Origin of the sequence: Methanolobus chelungpuianus (assembly GCF_024500045.1) — an archaeon.
Classification (GTDB): Archaea; Halobacteriota; Methanosarcinia; order Methanosarcinales; family Methanosarcinaceae; genus Methanolobus; species Methanolobus chelungpuianus.
Genome location: NZ_JTEO01000004.1, coordinates 16,036 through 36,212, shown reverse-complemented (window position 1 = coordinate 36,212; position 20,177 = coordinate 16,036). Strand labels below are relative to the sequence as shown.

Sequence of the window (20,177 nt, the reverse complement as noted above, 5' to 3'; positions counted from 1 at the left end):
GAACTAGAAATAATGGCTTCAGATTCAATTTTAGTGAAAATTGGTGGGATCTCAACTGAAATAAAAATGGGTGAGATTGAGATTGATCAAATTATTTTTGATGAAGGAAACCCAAGAATCGGCTTTCATAAAGATACCCAACCATTTACAAATTTGAGTCAAAACCAAATAATTTTTGCCTTATCCAACAAAAATAGAGATGCTTATGCGAAACTGAAGGAAAATATAGAAGTCAATGAGGGAATTGTAAATCCCATATGGATTGAACCAATAGACCACGAGATATATCGAGTAATAGAAGGAAACACTAGATTACTTATTTATAGAGATTTACGTGAAAAATACCCTTATAAAGATTTTTTTAAAACAATCCCATGTAGAATACTGCCTGCGAAAATAACTGAAGAACAAAGGAATTTTATTAGATTAGAGGCACATTTAAGGGGAACAACTCCATGGGATGCATATGAAAAAGCTAGATATTTGTTCTTTTTATGGAATAAAGAAGGTTATACATATAGCCAATTAGCAAATCAAACAAAATTAACTGAAAAAGAAATCGTTCAATCTATCCAGGCATTTAGAGATATGGAAGATCAATACTTACCAAAATATGGGAACGATCCAAGTGAAGTTTTAAAGTTCAGTTACTTTGTAGAGTATGAAAAGAATAACAAACTCAAAGATCAAATGAATAAAATCGGATTAGTAACTTCGGATTTTTGCGATTGGGTAGGAAACAATAAAATCAGCAAGGCACAAGATGTTCGTGAAATATATCACTTATTAGAAAGCGATCAAGTGAGAGAAATATTCATTAAAGAGGGATTTGAAGAAGCAAAAGAAATACTAGGCACTATAAAGCCTTGCTTAGTAGATCCCTTATACCAAAATATAGAGAATGTAATAGAAGATATAAAAAATATACCGAGTTACCAAATTAGTGAGATGAGAGAGGGACAACAACAATCTAAAAAGGAACTAATTCTGAAACTGAGAGACGAAGTGAACAGGTTTGTAGATCGCTATCTAATGGAGGAAAATACATAATGGCATCACATACCCATCAACGCATATTATCATTGATTGTAAAAAAAATGATACATGAGGGGTATGAAATTGTGGCTTTTGATGGTGATTATACCACTCTTGAAAAAATACCTGTGAACATACCCTTTAAGGTATTAAGACATCGGCCAGATGTAATTGGGATTACGCGGGATATGTCTAAGTTATGTATCGGGGAAGCAAAAACAAGCAGTGACCTACGTTCAACGCGTACAAAAGAAGAGTTTATAGATTTTGCCTTGATAGGAGATCATGTATATAAAGAAGTCAACTTGATCATAGGTGCTCCTCTGTCTTCAAAAAAAGTATTGTTCAAAGTTATTGAAAACTTGAACTTGAGCTCAAATAAAAACATACAATATTTGTTTGTTCCGGAGGCTCTATTGTCAAATGTCTAAATTTGTATTTAACTTGTCTCCTAAAACAAAGCCATTTCCTCACCAATTAGAAGCTATCCAATTTATGATTGGAAAAGAGTATGTACCTTTGTTTGACGAACAAGGACTTGGAAAAACTAAGATAGTGATTGATTCGCTGTTAGAGGACATTAATAATGAATTTATAGACGGAGCAATAATTGTATGCAAAAAATATTTAATCCCCATGTGGGAAGATGAAATTTTAAAACATACTTACTTAAAACCTATTATTTTGAAGGGAACCTCTAAGGATTTAGGGTTTAAGTTTATGACGTATTCTCATTTTTATATAATAAACTATGAGGCTCTTTTTTCAGAAAAGCAGAGACTGAAGGATTTTATGAAAATCCGGCGATTGGCAATGATCTTGGATGAATCGCAAAAAATAAAAAACCCTGACGCAAAAATAACAGATGCAGTTCTTGACCTCAAAGACTATGCAAAAAAAAGAATTATCATATCTGGAACTCCAATTGCAAACAAACCTATGGACATTTGGCCACAGTTTTATTTCCTCAATCCGAACTTATTGCAAGATGACTACATCACCTTTAAAAGAAAATATGAAGTGAAATTAAATGATAGCGGTAGTTTAGAAACAGTCAGAGATCAGTTAAAACATTTGTCAGATATAATTGAACATGTTTCGATAAGAAGATTGAAATCAAAAGTACTAGAGTTGCCTGAAAAAATATATGAAAATGTATATGTAAATTTAAGTGCTGAAGAATCACAAGTATATATCAAACTAAGAGATGAGTTAATACTTGAAATATCTAGCTTAAATGGGGACACATTAATCGATGAGTCTTCAAACATACTTAAGAAACTATTGCGTTTGACGCAAATATCAAGCAATCCGAAACTTGTTGTACCAACATTTTCTGGCACACCTTCAAAGTTTACCCATATTGATAAAATGGTAGAGAAAATTATTGCTTCTGATGAAAAAGTTATCATCTGGAGCAGTTTTAACGGCAACATCAACAGTTTGAGGGATAGATATCGAAAATATGGATCTTTAATGATTTATGGAGAAGTACCTCTTGATGAAAGAAGCCGAATTGTATCATTGTTTCAGAATAACTTCCAATACCGTGTGCTTGTAGCGAATCCAGCTGCAGCTAAAGAAGGATTAACGCTTACGGCTGCAAATAATGCTATTTATTTAGATAGAAATTTTAACTTAGTTGATTATTTGCAATCTCAGGATAGGATTCATAGGATATCACAGGTAAAAGCTTGCAAGATAATAAAGCTTCTTGCCAAAGATACAATCGATGAATATATAGATGAAATTCTGTATAAAAAACAAAAGATTGCCCAATTTCTTCAGGGAGACACAAAAGACTTATCTAATGGGAAAGAATACTTTACTAAAACAGAACTATTATATATTTTAGGAGCTGCGAAAAAAGAGGTGAATAACGGTGGTTGAAGACAGTTATTTGACAGTAGCCGGAAGAAACATTGTTTTTGAGATCGAATCAGTTAAAATTTCAGATCTTGAATATTATCCTCAAAATCCAAGGATTAATTCATTATTAGAGCAGTATGGAAATGCTTCACAAGAGGAAATACAAAAAGCAATGTGGGAAAATTTAGAATATATAACGCACGATCTGTATCAAGATATTAAGAAAAATGGAGGTCTACAAGAAGAGATAATAGTTTATAATCAACAGGTATTGGAAGGAAATTGTAGACTATGTGCATATCGTTACTTGAGCAAAAATGAACCAGAAGTTACAAAATGGCAGAAAATACGTTGCAAAGTAATTAAATCAGATTTGAATGATAAAGAGATCAATACTCTTTTGTGCCAACAACATATAAAAGGGAAGAAAAATTGGGATCCATTTGAGAAAGCTGCCTATATGTTTCGAATGAAAGAAAAAGATGGATATTCATTTGAAGAGATTGCAGAACTAACAAACATAAGCAAAAATGATGTTAAAAAGCATATCAGTGCATATGAGTTTATGAAATCCGAAGGAGTACCTGACATTAAGAAATTCAGTTATTACTTGGAATTGGAAAAAAATCAAAACTTAAGCAGCATTAAGAAAAGTGAACCTGATATAAAGAAGAAAATTTCTCTAATGATCCAAGAAGATAGAATTCCTGATGCGCAAGCCATGAGAAAAGTACACATAATATATAGTGACAAAAAAGCAAGGGCCAAATTTGAAAAAAGCGGTGAGGATTTTGACATTGCTTTAGGAATAGCAAAATCAAGAAATCCTTCAATTGACGATACATTTTACAGGAAAATTGATGAAGTTGCCAATTTATTAAGGGATGCAAGCCCAGAGCAAATCAGGTTAGAAGTAGAGGAAGATAATCACAAAAAACATAAAATCAAAAACTTGGCAAAGCACCTGAAGAATCTATGTCGAAATATAGAATTAGATTTTTGATAGATACTAAAATGTAAAATCGTATTTACTACAAAAACACACCCAACATGTATCAGAAAAACATACTCCTAGTAGAGCCCGATTTTCCCATACCTACTAAAAGCAAGAATCATAAAAATTTTCTACCTATAGGTCTATTGAAACTTGCTTCTTATTATAGAAATCAAAATTTTGAAGTAGACTTAATTAGAGGGAAAAAGTTATCAGATAAATTTATAACTCCTTCTTTGATAGAAATTACAAGCCTTTTTACTTATTGGTCAGATTATGTATGGGATGCCGTAAAATTCTATAGAGAACACTTTCCTGACCCTGATGTAACTGAAATTAGAGTTGGTGGTATATATGCAAGTCTTCACTTTGAGAACCAAGATTTCAGATATAAGTGTAAAAAATATCATGTAACCCCTGTAAAAGGTGTTCAGGAAGAGGTAGAAAACTTTTTCCCAGCGTATGACATTGTGAAAAATAGCGATAATCATGTAGATTACCAAATTATCCATTCATCGCGTGGATGCTTCCGAAAATGTTCATTTTGTGGGACTTGGAAAATTGAACCTGAGTTTAAAGGTAAAAAAGAAATCACGTCTACAATTGAGTCTGGGCTTCAGATGGGGCTTAAAAACTTAGTATTCTACGATAACAATCTATTTTATAATCCTTTTATAGAAAGCATATTGAAAGAGTTAGCCATCCTCAGAAAAGAAAGGAAAATAGGCTGGTGTGAATCGCAAAGCGGCTTTGATGGAAGAGTACTCTTGCAAAAGCCACACTTAGTTCCATTGCTTAAGAAAGCGGGGTTTAGATATCCAAGAATTGCATGGGATTGGGGATACGATCAGTGGCCAGAAATAGAAAAACAAATCAGAATTTTGGTCGATTCTGGGTATAATCCGAAAAACATTACGGTATTCATGATCTACAACTGGAAATTAGATTTTGAAGAGATGGAACAGAAAAGAATCAAGTGTTGGGAATGGAAGGTGCAGATTTCAGACTGCAGAAATAGACCTTTAGAGCAGTTGCATGATCATTATAAGCCTCTAAAAGATCAGAATCATGGCAATGATTACTATATCAATCCAAACTGGACAGATGCCGAAATAAAACAGTTCAGGCAGAATGTCAGACGACAGAACATTTGCAGTAGGCAGAACTTAGCGTTTCATAGCAAATTGCTGGAACATAAAAAGCACTTTACAAAAGAGCATTATAACAGATTGAAACTAGTGAGTTTTGGAAGAGCTGCAAAATTTTTGCCTGACTTGTGGATTCCTTCTAAAGTTACGCACCCCCAAAATAGAGATAAATGGTCAGTTAAGCCAGTGGAACCACCAAAGAACTTAGCTGAGTTACTTGATGCTGATCAGGAAATGAGAGACATATGGAATGAATTTGTAGAACAAACTCCAGTGAAGGAAGAACAAATAGTATGTCTTGAGAACTAAAACTGATTTAAACTAGCCATCCTAATATAGAACAACAATCCTCACACAGGAGAATCCCACACATGAAAGTCTCAATAATAGGTTCCGGTTACGTTGGCTCGGTCTCTGCCGCCTGCTTTGCAGAGCTCGGCCACGAAGTCATCTGTATAGATGTGGATGAAGAGAAAGTGAAAATGATAAATGCAGGCAAGGCGCCCATTTGGGAGGAGGGGCTGGACGGGCTGCTGCAGAAGCACTCGCAGAAGACTCTCATCGCCACATCGGACTATGAATATGCAGTGGCGAACTCGGACCTGTCCTTCATATGTGTGGGGACGCCGTCGGGAGAGGACGGGGGCATCGACCTTTCCATAGTTAAGGCGGCCAGCGCCAGCCTGGGAGCGGCAATCGGAAAGAAGGAAGGGTATCATGTGGTCGTGGTCAAGAGCACCGTGGTGCCGGAGACCACCGAGAAGGTGGTGCTGCCGATAGTCGAGGAGTTCTCCGGGAAGAAGGCCGGCAGGGACTTCGGCGTGGCCATGAACCCGGAGTTTTTGAGAGAAGGCAAGGCAGTGTACGATTTCATGCACCCGGACAAGATAGTGGTGGGAGCCATCGACGAGAGGTCGGGCTTTGCCGTGGCGGAGCTTTACAGGGGACTGGACTGTACGGTCACGCGCACCAACCCGAGGACAGCGGAGATGATCAAGTACGTCAACAACTCCTTCCTTGCCACCAAGATCTCCTTTGCAAACGAGGTGGGCAACATCTGCAAGCAGCTTGGCATCGACACCTACGAGGTCATGGACGCCGTGGGCACAGACTTCAGGATCGAGCGCAGGTTCCTCAACTGCGGCGCCGGCTTCGGGGGGTCCTGCTTCCCCAAGGATGTGCGGGCGCTCATCGGCAAGGCAAAGGGGATGGGCTACGAGCCTCAGCTCCTTGACTCCGTGGTAGCCGTGAACGAGCGCCAGCCCCTCAGGATGGTGGAGCTGCTCCAGCGCAAGCTCGGGCACATCAACGGCAAAAGGATAGCCGTCCTGGGGCTGGCCTTCAAGAACGACACCGACGACATCCGGGAGTCACGCTCCATCCCCGTGATAGCCGAACTCCTGCGCCTCGAAGCCATTGTTACAGCCTACGACCCCATGGCCGCCGGGAACATGAAGAGGATCTTCGGCAATATCACTTATTGCAGCACCTCATCCGAGGCCCTGTCAGGGGCCGACGGATGCCTGGTAATGACAGAGTGGGAAGAGTTCGGTAAACTGGACCGTGAGTTCGAGGGCATGAAAGAAAAGATAGTCATCGACGGCCGCCATCTCCTGAAGCCGGAGAAACTCACCGCAAGGATCGATTACGAAGGCATCTGCTGGTGAGAAGGGAAAGGCGGGAAGCGTACTCACACATCTCACGGAGGCATGAGCATGGCCGAAAGGTTCACCATCAACACAGGAGAAAGGAAAACGATCAAGAGCAGCTTTTGGAATGGCACCGTGGACATCATCTACTGCGGGATATCCGGGGAGAACACATTCTCCATCGGACTTCTCCTGTCAAAAGGATATCAGGGGCACGGCCTCAACCTGTTCTTCCCCGGGAAGGCCACATACATCATGATCGACAGGCAGAAGTTCTACGTCCACAATGTCACTAATGAGAATATTACCCTCCAATTATCTGAGTGATCAAGGAATCGTAACAAAAACCTGTTCCTGGTGGAAAGAAGGACAGCCTCTCATAGATTCATTGATTTGTCCCTGATTTTTATAAGGAGCTCCGGATAATAAATAATCGTCACATTCATGTACCAAAACCCTGCTTTAAATCACACATGAAAAAGATAGTTATCATCGATTACGGGCTCGGCAACCTCAGGAGCGTCCGCAAGGGACTGGAGCATGCCGGCGCCGATGTCATCATATCCAGCGATCCTGCGGCGATACTGGACGCTGACGGTGTGATCCTGCCGGGGGTCGGAGCCTTCAGGGATGCCATGAGGAACATCCAGGCTTTACTTGACACGATCAGCAGCTATGTATCTTCCGGGAAGCCCATGCTTGGCATCTGCCTGGGACAGCAGATACTCATGAGCGAGTCCGAGGAAGGGGGGCACACGCAGGGACTTGACCTCATAAAAGGCAGCGTCCTGCGCTTTCCCCACACGGAACTGAAAGTGCCCCACATGGGCTGGAACTCCATCGGGATAAGCCGGAAGCACCCCTTCTTTGAGGGCATACCGGACAACACCTATGTGTATTTCGTGCACTCCTACTATGTGGACACTGCCGCCGGCAACACGCTTGCGTCCAGTGAGTATGGTACTAAGTTCGCCGCGTCTGTTATCAATGACGCAGGCAACGTCATAGGCACGCAGTTCCATCCCGAGAAGAGCGGGGATATGGGACTGAGAATGCTCAGGAATTTTGTCAATATGTGCTGATCTGAGGCTTACATGGATATCGAAGGCTACGCAAAAAGAGGGCTCATGAACAGTGATCCCGACCTGGAGGACAAGCTCACGTCCAGGATACTGGAAGTGAAAAGAACAAACTCTGAGCACGCCCGCAAACTGGCGAAAGCCGCCATTGTCGAGGCAAAGGCTACCCTTCATGTAAAAGGGGATGCACTGGAGCCCACCATCTCAGGCGTGACGATGGGAGAGTTCGGTGTCGGCTCAAGGGGTATCGGCGATTTCTACACCCACGAGAAGATAGCCGAGGTCATCGGCAAGACCGGTGCGGTGGTGGACACCACCCATCTGGATGATTCGGGCGTTGTCAGGGCGAAGGATGCCGGCGAGTATGTCATAGTCACCATCGACGGCATACACTCAAGGCTCAGCGATTTTCCCTTCCTTGCAGGCTTCCATGTAGCCCGCGCAGCCCTGAGGGACGTCTATGTCATGGGAGCCCGGCCTGTGGCAATGCTCTCGGATATCCATGTGGCTGATGACGGCGACGTTGCGAAGATATTCGACCACATTGCAGGCATAACCGCTGTTGCCGAACTCTCGGGCATACCCCTTATTACAGGCAGCACCCTGAGGATCGGTGGCGACATGGTCATCGGGGAGCGCATGACAGGCGGCGTCGGCGCGGTGGGAGTCTCATCCGACCTGACAGCAAGGCAGCAGACACAGGTGGGGGACGTCATACTCATGACAGAAGGAGCAGGTGGCGGCACAATATCCACAGCCGCGCTATATTACGGCATGCATGAGGTCGTGGACGAGACCATCAATATCAAGTTCCTCGAAGCCTGTGAGAAGCTGCTTGACTCGGGCCTGGTGAAGCATATACACGCCATGACGGACGTGACAAACGGCGGCATACGCGGGGACGCAAAGGAGATATCAAGAACTGCCGGGGTCAGGCTTGTCTTTGAAGAAAAAGAGATGAGGAAACTCGTGAATCCGGTCGTGCTCAGGATGCTGGAGTCCCTGCAGATAGACTATCTCGGAGTGTCACTGGACGCCCTGCTTATCATTGCCCCGCATGAGGTGGCTGAGGATATCATGGAGACCGTAAGGTCTGCAGGAGTGCAGATCGGGATCATCGGCAGGGTCGAGCAGGGCGGCGGTGCCATGATAATGATCGACGGCGAGATGAGGGATTTCACCCCGCGCTTCAGGGAGTCCGCATACACGCCTATCAAGAAGATGATTGGAGAAGAGCAGCCACGCAACTTTGAGGAAATGCAGAAGGCGGTTGACAGGGCTGCAAGCGAGGCCGTCTCAAAGAAAAAAAGAATAGTAGAGAAGGTAAGGGGCAGCTAAGCTACTCCTTTCCGGCTTGCCCGGCCTCACTTCTCAGTCTTTCCACCGTCAGCATCACGCCATCCTTTTCCAGGATGACGACCTTTTCACCTTTTTCCAGCGCCTCCGGGGAGCGCGCCTTCCAGTATTCTCCCCTGTGGATAACGTAGCCCGCCTGTTCCGGGGATATAGGCTTATGGACGACTGCGGTCTCCCCCAGCAGCCCGCCGAACTGCGGCTTGCGCTTCCTTACCTCAAGTACCTTGTACATTGCGAACAGCAGGAACAGGCCCACGAGTATTGTGGGGACCACCACCGTGACAACAACTGTCCTCTGGAACTCCGCAGGTGAATAGTTACGCGGGAATTCGGTCGGAGCAAGCAGTATGCTCCCTGCCACTATGCATACCATTCCTGCTATGCCAAAGACCCCTATGCCCGGCGACTGCAGTTCCAGGGCAAGGAGAGCCACGCCTACCAGTATCAGGAAGACTGCGCCTATGTTCACGTCAAAGCCTGTGCCTATCAGTGCCATTACAATGGCAACGACCCCGAATATCTCTGCACCGAAGCCGGGGTTTGATATCCCGAAGATAACAGCATAGACTCCGAGCAGCAGCAGCAGGGAAGATACAACGGGATTTGATATGATGTTCATAAAAGCGAGCCTGATAGGGGCCTCGTAGTAAACAATATCAGAACCGGCGGTCTGGAGAGTACTGCCCTTCACATCCAGTCCGTTCACCTGCACAAGCAGGTCCTCCATGGATGGTGCAACGTACTCTATCACCTCATAATCAAGAGCTGTTTGGGCATTGAGGTTGAGGTTCTCGGTGATGAACTCCCTGGCTGCGGTCTCGTTCCTGCCGTGCATCCTGGCATTCTCGGTCGCCCTTTCCACAAGAGCGTTGACTATCTTGGTATCAGTGACAGGTTCCGAGCCGCTGGGAGTCATGCTTACAGGCTGGGCCGAGCCTATTACTGTAAAAGGGGCCATTGCGGCGACATCAGTGCTTATAAGTATGAGGGTTCCTGCCGACCAGGCCTGTGTACCTTCAGGGTATACATATCCTATCACAGGCACGCTTGTCTGCGGTATCATCTCGGTTATCCTGAGCGTTTCATCCAGTCCCCCGCCCGGCGTGTTGAGGGTGATGATAAGCGCCTGGTGGCCTTCAGCCTCTGCTATCGATATAGCGTCAGCGACTATGTCATCCGTGACCGGGGTTATGGCTCCCGATATCTCAAGCACCAGCACGCTCCCGCTTTCCTGGGACATTGCCGGGGAGATAAGGACCGCACTCAGGATAAAAAGAAAAAGAAGGCTTACAGGAAGCCTGTTTTGGAAATTCATGGTCTTCCCTTATTTCATGCGGTCTTATTTGGGCTTGTTCTGGAGAGCCTTGGACATGGCTGCGATCTCCCCCATCTCGATGGAGTTCGCCACAACTATCATGTTGCGCTCCCTTGCTATCTCTGCCAGTGTCTGGAGTTCCCTGAGCTTGATAGTGACAGGCACTTCCTCGTATAGGCTGGCAGCCTGCCTCATCTTCTCGGCTGCGATGAACTCACCGTCTGCAAGGATGATACGGGCACGCTTCTCACGCTCTGCCTCTGCCTGCTTTGCAATAGCACGCAGCATCGTATCGTCAATGCTGACATCCCTGAGGGTCACACCTGTTACCTTGATACCCCATGGGTCCGTGGAGATATCCAGCGATTCCTGAATGCTCAGGTTGATCTCGTCTCTCTTGGACAGGACATCGTCAAGGTCGATCTGGCCTATAACGTCACGCAGTGTCGTCTGTGAGAGGGTGGATGTTGCATACTTGTAATTCTCAACTTCGTTTACAGCCCTTGAGGGATCGATAACCTTATAGTACACGACTGCATCAACGGCAACTGTAACGTTATCCCTGGTGATGACAGCCTGCTTGGGAACATCAATGGTGACCACACGCAGATCCACTTTTACCACAGTATCTATAATAGGGATAATGAAGAACAGGCCGGGACCTTTCACTCCGCTTAGTCTTCCAAGACGGAAAATAACTACACGTTCGTATTCCTTGACAATCTGTATTGCCTTTGAAAGGATAAAGATAATAAAGACTGCTGTAATGATTGTGATTTGTTCCAATACCATTTTATCGATGCTCCTGTGGAGATTAGAAAAAGCTTGCTAGCACAATAACTAAAACGAGCCAGGGTATTAAAAAGACATCGCTTACCTTTTACGGCAGCTTTGAAGGATCTGATAGGAGATGGGCCTGAACCTTGTTTGAGGGGATGTACACGAAAGCATGATACGAATTGTTATTTTGACAATAAAGTTCAGACCCGATAACAATAATCTAACTTATGGCTTATTAATGTGATTGATTTTGCCGTTAACAATTTCAAACAGTTGCGTGAAAAAACGACATCAGATAACTTGGATAGTAATGAAAGATATATAAATGACCCTTATCTGAAGCAAAGACATAAATCAGATATATGCCTTTTAGGATTTGATACAATGAGCGAAAAATGTAAGGAGTGCGGCGGAAAAGGATACAAGGTCGTCGGCTCAAAGAAATGCCCTGATTGCAAGGGAGCAGGGAAGTCCAAGTCAGTCGACCTGATGAAGCTTTCGGAAAAAGATATGGGAAGTTTTCTCAGGAACGGCTCCAACTGCAGTAAGTGCAGTGGTGCAGGCGAGATAGAGTTGACAGAGCAGTGCACTGTCTGTTCCGGAAAGGGTGCTTTTTACAAGTGCAGGATCTGCGGAGTGGCTACCGAGGGCCTGTACAACGGGGAAGAGGTCTGTCCCTCATGTGCGAAAAAACAGATCGTGTACAAGCTGGACGATTCATGTAATATTGAAGAGCTGGAAGTTGGAAAGCTCTACCATGCCGTTGTGAGGAACATTGCAGATTTCGGGGTCTTCGTGGATCTTAATTCCAACCTCAGAGGACTCATTCACTCAAGCAATATGAAAGAAGAGCTTAAAGTTGGCGAAGATGTCATAGTTTCTGTCAAGGAGATCAAGCCCAAAGGGAAGATGGACCTTGTGCCACGTAAGCTCAAGGAGTACCAGACCGTGGAGCTTGAAAAGGACCTGCCCGTAAAGCTTGCCTCGGAGGTCCAGAAGCTCGTCGGGACTAGCGTGAGGGTGGAAGGCGAGGTCATACAGGTCAAGCAGACAGCAGGTCCTACCATATTCACCATCGCAGACGAAACGGGCCAGATATCCGCAGCTGCTTTTGAGAGCGCCGGCGAGAGGGCATACCCGCACATCAACTCAGATATGATAGTCTCCGCCACAGGAGAGATCACAGCCCGCGGGGACAGCGTGCAGCTGGAGATCAAGAGCCTCAAGAAACTCAGCGGCCCTAAAGAGGGAGATATACGCAGGCGCATCGAGGCAGCCCTTGACAGAAGGGCGGAGCCGCATGATATCCAGTATATGGTCGAGAGTGAGGTGCTTGAGAGGCTAAGGCCGGCCATGCGCAGGGTTGCAAAGGAGATCCGTAAGGCAATAATCACTTCCGTACCTATATTGCTCCGCCACCATGCAGATGCTGACGGCATGACAGCAGCCATGGCGATTGAAAAAGCCGTAGTTCCCCTGATCAAGGAGGTGAACGGACAGGACGGCGAGTATTACTTCTACAAGAGGGCTCCCTCAAAGGCGCCTTTCTATGAGATGGCCGATGTTGTGCGTGATATCAGCTTCGCGCTTGAGGATACGATGCGCCACGGACAGAAGATGCCGCTTGTGGTCAGTGTCGACAACGGCTCTTCGATAGAGAACATACCTGCAATGAGACAGGCCGGCGTTTATGGCATCAGGATGATAGTTGTGGATCACCACCACCCGGATGACGAGGTTGACGAGTTCCTGGTAGCACACGTCAACCCGGCGCATGTGGGCGGGGACTTTGGCATAACGGCCGGGATGCTCTGTACCGAACTGGCACGCATGATCAACATGGATGTGGAGAAAGACATCAGGCACCTGCCAGCTGTGGCTGCCGTGGGCGACCGTTCGGAAGCGCCTGAAGCGAAAGAGTACATCCGGATGGTGTCCGATAAGTACAGCCTGCAGGACCTGAAGGACATGGCCCTTGCACTGGACTTTGAAGCTTACTGGTTAAAGTTCAACAACGGAAAAGGCATAATTGACGATATCCTCAATTTTGGAGACGAAAAGATACACAGGAAGCTTGTAAAGGTGCTTTGCGAGCAGGCCAACGAGATGATAGACGAGCAGATAGATGTATGCATGTCACATGTCAAAACACAGACACTTCCCAACGGAGCGCTGCTCAATGTCCTTGATGTGGAGAACTATGCCCACACGTTTACCTTCCCGCCTCCCGGAAAGACATCCGGGGAAGTGCACGACCAGCTGTGCCGTAAGTATGAAGGAAAGCCTGTCATTACACTGGGTTACGGGCCGGACTTTGCCGTAATAAGGTCAAGGGGTGTCAAGATGAACATCCCGCGCATGGTCAGGGAACTCCACGAAGAGGTAAGGGGCGGGGGCGTTAACGGAGGAGGGCACCTTGTTGTAGGCAGCATCAAATTCGTAGAAGGGATGCGCACCGAAGTGCTCTCGAAACTCGCTGAAAAGATAGGTGCGGTAGAAGTGGAATGATACTTCTACGCCCTTTTAGTTTAAATCTCGCTTATTTTAAGTCCCCGGACCGTTCCGCTTAGAGGGTCAGTCCACGCGGACAATACGCACAAGAGAGCTTACAGGTACTTCAGATATCGTTTCAGAGCCGCTCTTGTCCACGAGCACTGCGATGGCTATGGGCTTTGCACCGGCGCTGCGCAGGTGAGCCACTACATCGCTCACAGTGCTTCCGCTTGTGATGACATCGTCAACGATGATGCATCTCTTGTCCTTGATGCTTGCAAAGTTCCTGCTGAAGGCACCCCTGACCTGGGACTGATCGCTCTGTTCATTGTACGAGTGATATACGGAAAGTTCGAGCTCCAGCTCGTCGGCCATGAGGCTTGCGAGAGGAACACCACTCAGTCCTATACCCACTATCACATCTGCCTCGGTGTCTGCATGTTCCAGCGTCTCGATGACCATGTCGCAGAGGGCGATACCTATGTGGCGTAGTCTGAAAGCACTCTTGCCTATTCCGCTCCAGTTCACGGAGATATCCTTGGGAGCAGGGGAAGTTTCCTCCTTCTTGGAACGTGTTAACAGCCAGGTCACCGTGTCCCTGGAAACATTAAGTTCGTCTGCTATCTGCCTTGTAACGAGCCCGTTTGCCTGCAACTCCACAGCCTTCTGGATCAATTTATCAATATTCTTCATGTGAACCCCGCTATTCTGGATGATTCATTTCTTCCTTATGTATGTCAGACATGTTATATTTTTCTTTTACGCTTCTTTCTCAGCTCCGAACCGCACACCGGACAGACATCGCCTGACGGGAAACGCCTGCGACACCCAAAACACTCCTTTTCCCACACCAGCACGTCCTTTATCTTCTTCTGCACCACGGGCAGGAATCTGATGCCAAGCACGCTTGCTGTGTTCTGCACGGCATAATCGTCTGTCAGGAGGACAGCGCTCTCCCCATATTCAAGTGCCTTTGCGAGCACATCGATGTCAGTTGAGGACAGCTCCTCAGAGTCCTTTGTGCTGCCAGCAGCACAGACCACCTGTTGCCTCAGGACGGGGTCAACAGCCTCCACGCGTGCCCCACCCTCAAGAGCGAGCTCGAACCTCATGGAAGCCTCATGGCTCCTGAGCTCTCCCGCCACCGAGCTTACAGTTACCAGCGTGGAAGGGTCGATATCCTTTCCCATTATAAAGACTGCCGAATCAGCGATGTAGATCATCGCTCAGTATAGAGGGCCTGAGCAGATTAATTCTTTGGATGCCAGGGCAAAAAAGATAAACCTGACCGCTGATAGTCCCTTAAAAAGATCCGGTCATGATAATATGGATATTGGCAAAGCTAAAGAGACTATCGTGAAGTTCATCAGGGAAAGCGTGAAGGAGGCAGGATGCAAAGGGGCTGTCGTAGGGATCAGCGGAGGCATTGATTCTGCGCTGACAGCATATCTCTGCGTGGAGGCGCTCGGGAAGGAGAATGTGCTGGGGGTCCATCTTCCGGAGATCAACCTCACTCCTGCAGAAGATGTCCTGGATGCCACGGAGGTGGCTGAGCGTCTTGGGATCGAGTTCAGGACAATAGACATATCCGGTCCTCTGAGAGCTTTCATGGAGGCTGTCCCGGAAAGCGGACAGGACTTCCGTCATGCGAACGGCAACCTGAAAGCCAGGGTACGCATGTCGATACTGTACTATTATGCCAATACGATGCAGAGACTGGTGGTGGGTACAGGCAATAAGACCGAACTGCTGCTGGGATATTTCACAAAATATGGTGATGGCGGGGTGGATCTTGAGCCCATCGGGGATCTGTACAAGACCGAGGTCAGGGAGATGTCACGCGTTATCGGAGTTCCGCAGGGAATCATTGAAAAAGCACCTTCAGCCGGACTCTGGGCAGGACAGACAGATGAGGCCGATCTTGGGATCACATACGAGACTGTGGACAGGTTCCTGGAAATGCTGCTGGAGGGAGAGAGACCGCAGGTGGCGCAGAACACACTTGGCATGACGCCGCAGCAGAGAGATTCCGTACTTGCGCGCATCCATGGGAACCTCCATAAAAGGAAAGCCCCTCCAATGCCGGAGCTGGATGAGCTGAGGGTCTCGTATATTACTGTCTGATCATCTGCCGGGGAAAACAGGGAACTCCGGGCATCTGAACCTTACAAGTGGCTTTGCGAGATGCCTCCTGGCACATGGCGGGACCTCGTAGAATCCCGGCCCCAGGTCCCTTTCAAGCGGCACCAGCTCGGTCTCGGCGGCTGAGGTGGCGCATCTCCGACACCTGTATCCCTGACCCGATCCTGCTGACTTCATTCTCTTACCGCAGGAAGGACAGGCGGGATTCCTCTCCTCAGAAACATCTGCAAGAGAGAGGATACATATCTTCTCTATATTCAGCGTGTCCTCGGTGACACTGCCGTACACGACTACCCGGTCGCCGGGGACGAGCCTGCGGACCACCTCCCTGAAGTTCTTGGTGGGCTCAAAGGCCGCGCAGTCAATAGTCCTGCCAGCATCATCCTCAAGTATGAATATGGAATGGCCACCCCTTATCGTGACTGCAGGGGACACGACTGTTCCCTCCAGCATATAGGAGTGCATTTCCAGGATATCGTCCACACCACCTGCACGAATAAGGTGCATGTCCGTTCCCTGGTTTGTTCTGTAAATGCAAGAGCGTTCGATCTCCTCAGAGCGGACCATTGCCACGGCTTTCTCAACTGCCTCCCTGGTATCTCCCCTGATGCCGTATAGCACCGGGTCGGGAGACCTGGGCACACAGACGACCAGTTCGTTGAACCGGTCCACGGAATCCCATGTTTCAGGATATGTTTCCGAATCAGCCCCAAAGAGGGATTCATTGTCCACAAGGCGTTTCGTTCCGCACGCCTCATCCTTCCTGTAAGTGAGGAACTCATAAGTGTGTTCCCAATCCTGATTAAGCATTGCACCACAGGCAGCAAGCGCTCCGATCAGTCCGCGTCCGTTCTTGAAGGCCCTGAAGGCCAGGCCCAGGCTTTCTGCAAGTGCTCTCGCTTCGTCTATGGATATGACATCCTTTACAGCCCGAATGAAAAACTCAGATAGCTGGGGCTTTGCTTCCTTAAAATCAACTTCCCTGATAAAGACGACACCCGGGTTGGTGTTCTCGCATTCCATCCTTGACATTGAAGATACCCTGGAGACCACATGCCCGATAATCTTTTCAGGCTCGTCTGACTCAAAGCACAAGGCCACTGCAGCATTTCCTCTGGTCTTATAGGGAATTGTGGGATTGAGGCGGATCAGCAGGGGCTCGCCAAGGGGGCTGCCAAAAGCACATAGCTCTTCCATGAGCAGGGCTCCCAGATACGTAGTGCACATCCCTTCCCTTGAATCGGTATCATCAATTCCGATGATGATCCTTTTACGGTCTGAGTTCATTGGATCGGTAACCCATACTCATACCTGTAATTAAACTGTTCCGCATGGTCCGCACACGGAGCAGGCCACGGATAAGAGATACATATATATAGACCTGCAAACAAAGGCTAACCCGTAATGACAAAAGAGATTTTAATACATCAGATAGTCGATGTATTGAAGCAGGCAGGTTTTGTAGTCTCAAAGCGCTGCAACATCAGGCCGCGAAGTTTTGATCTCGCCGCCAGGAAGGGCGAAACCCTCCTTTTCTGCAAGGTACTGTATAATATTGACGGCCTCAATGAGGAAACAGCAAAGGAGATGAGGGATCTTGCCAGGTGCCTGGGAGGGTCTGCACTGCTCGTGGGAGCAAAGACCAGGGACCAGCTTCTGGAGGACAGTGTGGTTTACATGCGCTACGACATACCCGCGGTGAATGTCCAGACACTTTATGATTATTTTGTTGAGAACGTGCCGCCGCTCGTATCAGCATCGCCGGGAGGGCTCTATGTTTCGATAGACGGAGATGTGCTGAAGGAAGCCCGGCAGCGCACAGCAATGTCCCTTGGATCCCTGGCCTCCCAGCTTGGCGTCTCACGCAGGACCATAAGCAAGTATGAGGATGGAGGAATGGATGCATCTATAGATATAGTCCTCCAGCTTGAGGAACTGCTGGATGTTGCCCTTGCCAGGTCCATCGACCTGCTCCAGTGCTTCGAGAAACATAAGGGAATGATAGAGATACCTGCAGAAGCAGAGCCGAAGGTTGAGAAGCATACTCCTGATGACGGGATACTGGATATGCTGCATGCCCTGGGATACCAGGTGATGTCCACCTCCCAGGCACCTTTCAAGGCCATATCCAAGGATACTTCCGATACCCTCCTAACTGGCATCAGCAGCTACAGCACCGCAATGATCAAGCGTGCAGACCTTATGAGCAGCATCTCCTGCGTTACCATGACAAAATCGGTGTTCATTATCAACGGGGAGACAAAATCCCAGAACGTTGAGAACACCGTCCTCATAGAAAAGAGAGAGCTGGATAAATTATCAGGAAGGGATGAGCTCTCGGAACTGATAGACGAAAGGACGAAAAGGCATATTCCAAAACCCTAATATACAGAAATCCCTTTAAGAGTAGCAATGACTACGAACATCGCAGTACTTGTTTCCGGAAGGGGTTCTAACCTGCAGTCCATTATCGATAGCATCGAAAGCGGGAACATCCCGGATGCCAGGGTGTCTGTGGTCATCAGCGATGTAAAAAATGCCTTTGCACTTGAGCGTGCCCGTAATCATGGTATCGATGCCGTTTTCATTGATCCCAGGACTTTTGTGGATAAAAAGGCATACGAGCAGGAATTACTCCGGGTCCTCGGACAATACGATATAGGACTGATACTCCTTGCAGGCTACATGCGTATAGTTGGCAGGGAGGTCATCGAGGCCTATCGCAACAGGATAATCAATATTCATCCCGCACTGCTGCCTTCCTTTATGGGACTGCATGCCCAGAAGCAGGCTTTTGATTACGGTGTGAAAGTATCAGGATGCACCGTCCATTTTGTGGACGAAGGCATGGATACAGGCCCCATAATACTGCAGAGGGCTGTCCCTGTCCTGGAAGGGGATAATGCAGATACTCTTGCCGCAAGGATCCTGGAACAGGAACATCAGATATTCCCGGAGGCCGTGAAGCTTTTCGTTGAGGGTAAACTTAAAGTGGAAGGCAGGATTGTAATACGCACATAAGTCACATTCATATCTATCACTATTACGGATCTAACGGTTGATAACAATGTCATATATCTCGGAAGTTGACCCAGAGATCGCGGAAGCCCTCAGGCTTGAAGCGAACCGCCAGGATTACAAATTGAACCTTATTGCCTCGGAGAACTATGCAAGCCGTGCAGTCATGGAAGCGCAGGGCTCCGTAATGACTAACAAGTACGCTGAGGGCTACTCAGGCAAACGCTATTACGGCGGATGCGACTATGTTGACATAGCCGAGGACCTTGCAGTCCAGAGAGCAAAGAAGATCTTCGGTGCAGAGTATATTAACGTCCAGCCTCATTCAGGTTCCGGCGCCAATATGGCAGTCTATTTCTCGGTCCTGAAGGTCGGCGACACCATCATGTCCATGGACCTATCACACGGCGGTCACCTATCACACGGGAGCCCCGTGAACTTCGCAGGACAGCTCTACAAGATAGTTCCATACGGGGTTGACAAGGAGACCGAGGCCCTCGATTACGATGCCCTCCTTGCCATGGCAAAGGCCAACAGACCAAAGATGATCGTTTGCGGCGCATCCGCATATTCCAGGACCCTTGATTTCAAGAGGTTCAGGGAGATCGCTGATGAAGTGGATGCTTACCTGCTTGCGGATATTGCCCACATTGCCGGTCTTGTGGCAGCAGGAGCACACCCAAGCCCTGTCGAGCACTGTGATTTCGTGACAACCACCACCCACAAGACCCTCAGGGGACCCAGGGGCGGCATGGTCATGTGCAGGGAGGAATACGCAAAGGATGTCGCCAAGGCAGTGTTCCCCGGACTTCAGGGCGGGCCGCTCATGCATGTGATTGCAGCAAAGGCTGTGGCATTCAAGGAGGCTATGGGCGAGCAGTTCAAGAAGGACCAGTTCCAGACCGTCGCCAACGCAAAGGTGCTTTCCGAAGAGCTGAAGCAGAACGGCTGCAACATAGTTTCAGGCGGCACTGACAACCATGTCATGCTAGTGAACCTTAACGGGTTCAATGTGACCGGAAAGGAAGTAGAGGCCGGGATGAGCAAGGCAGGCATCATACTGAACAAGAACACCATTCCCTTCGAGACAAGGAGCCCGTTCATCACAAGCGGCATCAGGATCGGTACTCCTGCAGCCACCACAAGGGGCATGAAGGAAAAGGAAATGAAAGAGATTGCCGGCTATATCAGGACCGTTATCGATAACCTTGGCAACGAGACTGTGCTCAACAGCGTCAATTCCGATGTAGAGCAGCTCTGCAGCAATTTCCCCATATACAAATGAACTTGATCTGAAAA

19 protein-coding genes are annotated in these 20,177 nt (G+C 47.4%); 14 read left to right on the top strand and 5 right to left on the bottom strand.

The features are described 5' to 3' along the window. Nucleotides 1-12: 12 nt before the first annotated feature. The 9 genes from PV02_RS04535 to PV02_RS04495 all read left to right on the top strand — a co-directional run bounded on the left by PV02_RS04535 (nt 13) and on the right by PV02_RS04495 (nt 9,112). Nucleotides 13-1,050, top strand: a complete 1,038-nt coding sequence (locus PV02_RS04535; protein ID WP_256622205.1) for a ParB/Srx family N-terminal domain-containing protein — start codon at nt 13-15, stop codon at nt 1,048-1,050. After that, nucleotides 1,050-1,466: a hypothetical protein gene (locus tag PV02_RS04530; protein WP_256622204.1), complete on the top strand. Its 417-nt coding sequence runs from the start codon at nt 1,050-1,052 to the stop codon at nt 1,464-1,466. Before PV02_RS04535 ends, PV02_RS04530 begins: the two co-directional genes overlap by 1 nt. Further along, the gene (locus PV02_RS04525; protein WP_256622203.1) at nt 1,459-2,925 is read left to right on the top strand and encodes a DEAD/DEAH box helicase; all 1,467 of its coding nucleotides are present in this window, start codon (nt 1,459-1,461) and stop codon (nt 2,923-2,925) included. Before PV02_RS04530 ends, PV02_RS04525 begins: the two co-directional genes overlap by 8 nt. Further along, nucleotides 2,918-3,907: a sigma-70 region 4 domain-containing protein gene (locus tag PV02_RS04520; protein WP_256622202.1), complete on the top strand. Its 990-nt coding sequence runs from the start codon at nt 2,918-2,920 to the stop codon at nt 3,905-3,907. The genes PV02_RS04525 and PV02_RS04520 overlap by 8 nt, the downstream gene beginning before the upstream one ends. A 47-nt stretch (nt 3,908-3,954) precedes the next feature. Continuing rightward, nucleotides 3,955-5,355: a radical SAM protein gene (locus PV02_RS04515; protein ID WP_256622201.1), complete on the top strand. Its 1,401-nt coding sequence runs from the start codon at nt 3,955-3,957 to the stop codon at nt 5,353-5,355. A 62-nt stretch (nt 5,356-5,417) separates the two neighbouring features. Then, nucleotides 5,418-6,713, top strand: a complete 1,296-nt coding sequence (locus tag PV02_RS04510) for a UDP-glucose dehydrogenase family protein (protein WP_256622200.1) — start codon at nt 5,418-5,420, stop codon at nt 6,711-6,713. 48 nt (nt 6,714-6,761) lie between these two features. Further along, nucleotides 6,762-7,022 carry a hypothetical protein gene (locus tag PV02_RS04505; RefSeq protein ID WP_256622199.1) on the top strand — a complete coding sequence of 87 codons (261 nt, stop codon included), beginning with the start codon at nt 6,762-6,764 and terminating at the stop codon, nt 7,020-7,022. Nucleotides 7,023-7,168: 146 nt separating this feature from the next. Continuing rightward, the gene (hisH, locus tag PV02_RS04500) at nt 7,169-7,777 is read left to right on the top strand and encodes an imidazole glycerol phosphate synthase subunit HisH (protein WP_256622198.1); all 609 of its coding nucleotides are present in this window, start codon (nt 7,169-7,171) and stop codon (nt 7,775-7,777) included. Between the two features lie 12 nt (nt 7,778-7,789). Then, complete coding sequence (locus PV02_RS04495) at nt 7,790-9,112, top strand: AIR synthase-related protein (protein ID WP_256622197.1); 1,323 nt, start codon at nt 7,790-7,792, stop codon at nt 9,110-9,112. 1 nt (nt 9,113) lies between these two features. Here PV02_RS04495 and PV02_RS04490 read toward each other — a convergent pair whose 3' ends face one another. After that, nucleotides 9,114-10,445: an NfeD family protein gene (locus PV02_RS04490; RefSeq protein ID WP_256622196.1), complete on the bottom strand. Its 1,332-nt coding sequence runs from the start codon at nt 10,443-10,445 to the stop codon at nt 9,114-9,116. A 24-nt stretch (nt 10,446-10,469) separates the two neighbouring features. Beyond that, on the bottom strand, nt 10,470-11,237 hold the full coding sequence (locus PV02_RS04485; RefSeq protein WP_256622195.1) for a slipin family protein: 768 nt from the start codon (nt 11,235-11,237) through the stop codon (nt 10,470-10,472). A gap of 372 nt (nt 11,238-11,609) precedes the next feature. Between PV02_RS04485 and PV02_RS04480 the strand changes: the two genes are divergently transcribed. Next, nucleotides 11,610-13,733: a DHH family phosphoesterase gene (locus PV02_RS04480; RefSeq protein ID WP_256622194.1), complete on the top strand. Its 2,124-nt coding sequence runs from the start codon at nt 11,610-11,612 to the stop codon at nt 13,731-13,733. Nucleotides 13,734-13,799: 66 nt separating this feature from the next. Here PV02_RS04480 and PV02_RS04475 read toward each other — a convergent pair whose 3' ends face one another. Both PV02_RS04475 and PV02_RS04470 read right to left on the bottom strand, forming a co-directional pair. Next, on the bottom strand, nt 13,800-14,411 hold the full coding sequence (locus tag PV02_RS04475; protein WP_256622193.1) for an orotate phosphoribosyltransferase-like protein: 612 nt from the start codon (nt 14,409-14,411) through the stop codon (nt 13,800-13,802). Nucleotides 14,412-14,464: 53 nt separating this feature from the next. Further along, complete coding sequence (locus tag PV02_RS04470) at nt 14,465-14,941, bottom strand: NOB1 family endonuclease (protein ID WP_256622192.1); 477 nt, start codon at nt 14,939-14,941, stop codon at nt 14,465-14,467. Between the two features lie 103 nt (nt 14,942-15,044). On the opposite strand from PV02_RS04470, the gene PV02_RS04465 reads away from it, so the two are divergent. Then, nucleotides 15,045-15,842, top strand: a complete 798-nt coding sequence (locus PV02_RS04465) for an NAD+ synthase (RefSeq protein WP_256622191.1) — start codon at nt 15,045-15,047, stop codon at nt 15,840-15,842. Here PV02_RS04465 and PV02_RS04460 read toward each other — a convergent pair whose 3' ends face one another. Next, on the bottom strand, nt 15,843-17,147 hold the full coding sequence (locus PV02_RS04460; protein ID WP_256622190.1) for a tRNA(Ile)(2)-agmatinylcytidine synthase: 1,305 nt from the start codon (nt 17,145-17,147) through the stop codon (nt 15,843-15,845). A 117-nt stretch (nt 17,148-17,264) separates the two neighbouring features. Here PV02_RS04460 and PV02_RS04455 point away from each other — a divergent pair, with 117 nt between their 5' ends. Genes PV02_RS04455 through glyA form a run of 3 tightly spaced genes read left to right on the top strand, consistent with a single transcriptional unit; the run spans nt 17,265 to nt 20,163 of the window. Continuing rightward, nucleotides 17,265-18,245: a transcriptional regulator gene (locus PV02_RS04455; protein ID WP_256622189.1), complete on the top strand. Its 981-nt coding sequence runs from the start codon at nt 17,265-17,267 to the stop codon at nt 18,243-18,245. 27 nt (nt 18,246-18,272) lie between these two features. After that, nucleotides 18,273-18,881 carry a phosphoribosylglycinamide formyltransferase gene (gene purN, locus PV02_RS04450; RefSeq protein ID WP_256622188.1) on the top strand — a complete coding sequence of 203 codons (609 nt, stop codon included), beginning with the start codon at nt 18,273-18,275 and terminating at the stop codon, nt 18,879-18,881. A gap of 46 nt (nt 18,882-18,927) precedes the next feature. Beyond that, nucleotides 18,928-20,163 (top strand): serine hydroxymethyltransferase, encoded by a 1,236-nt coding sequence (glyA, locus tag PV02_RS04445; protein ID WP_256622187.1) that lies wholly within the window; start codon nt 18,928-18,930, stop codon nt 20,161-20,163. The last annotated feature ends 14 nt before the right edge of the window (nt 20,164-20,177 follow it).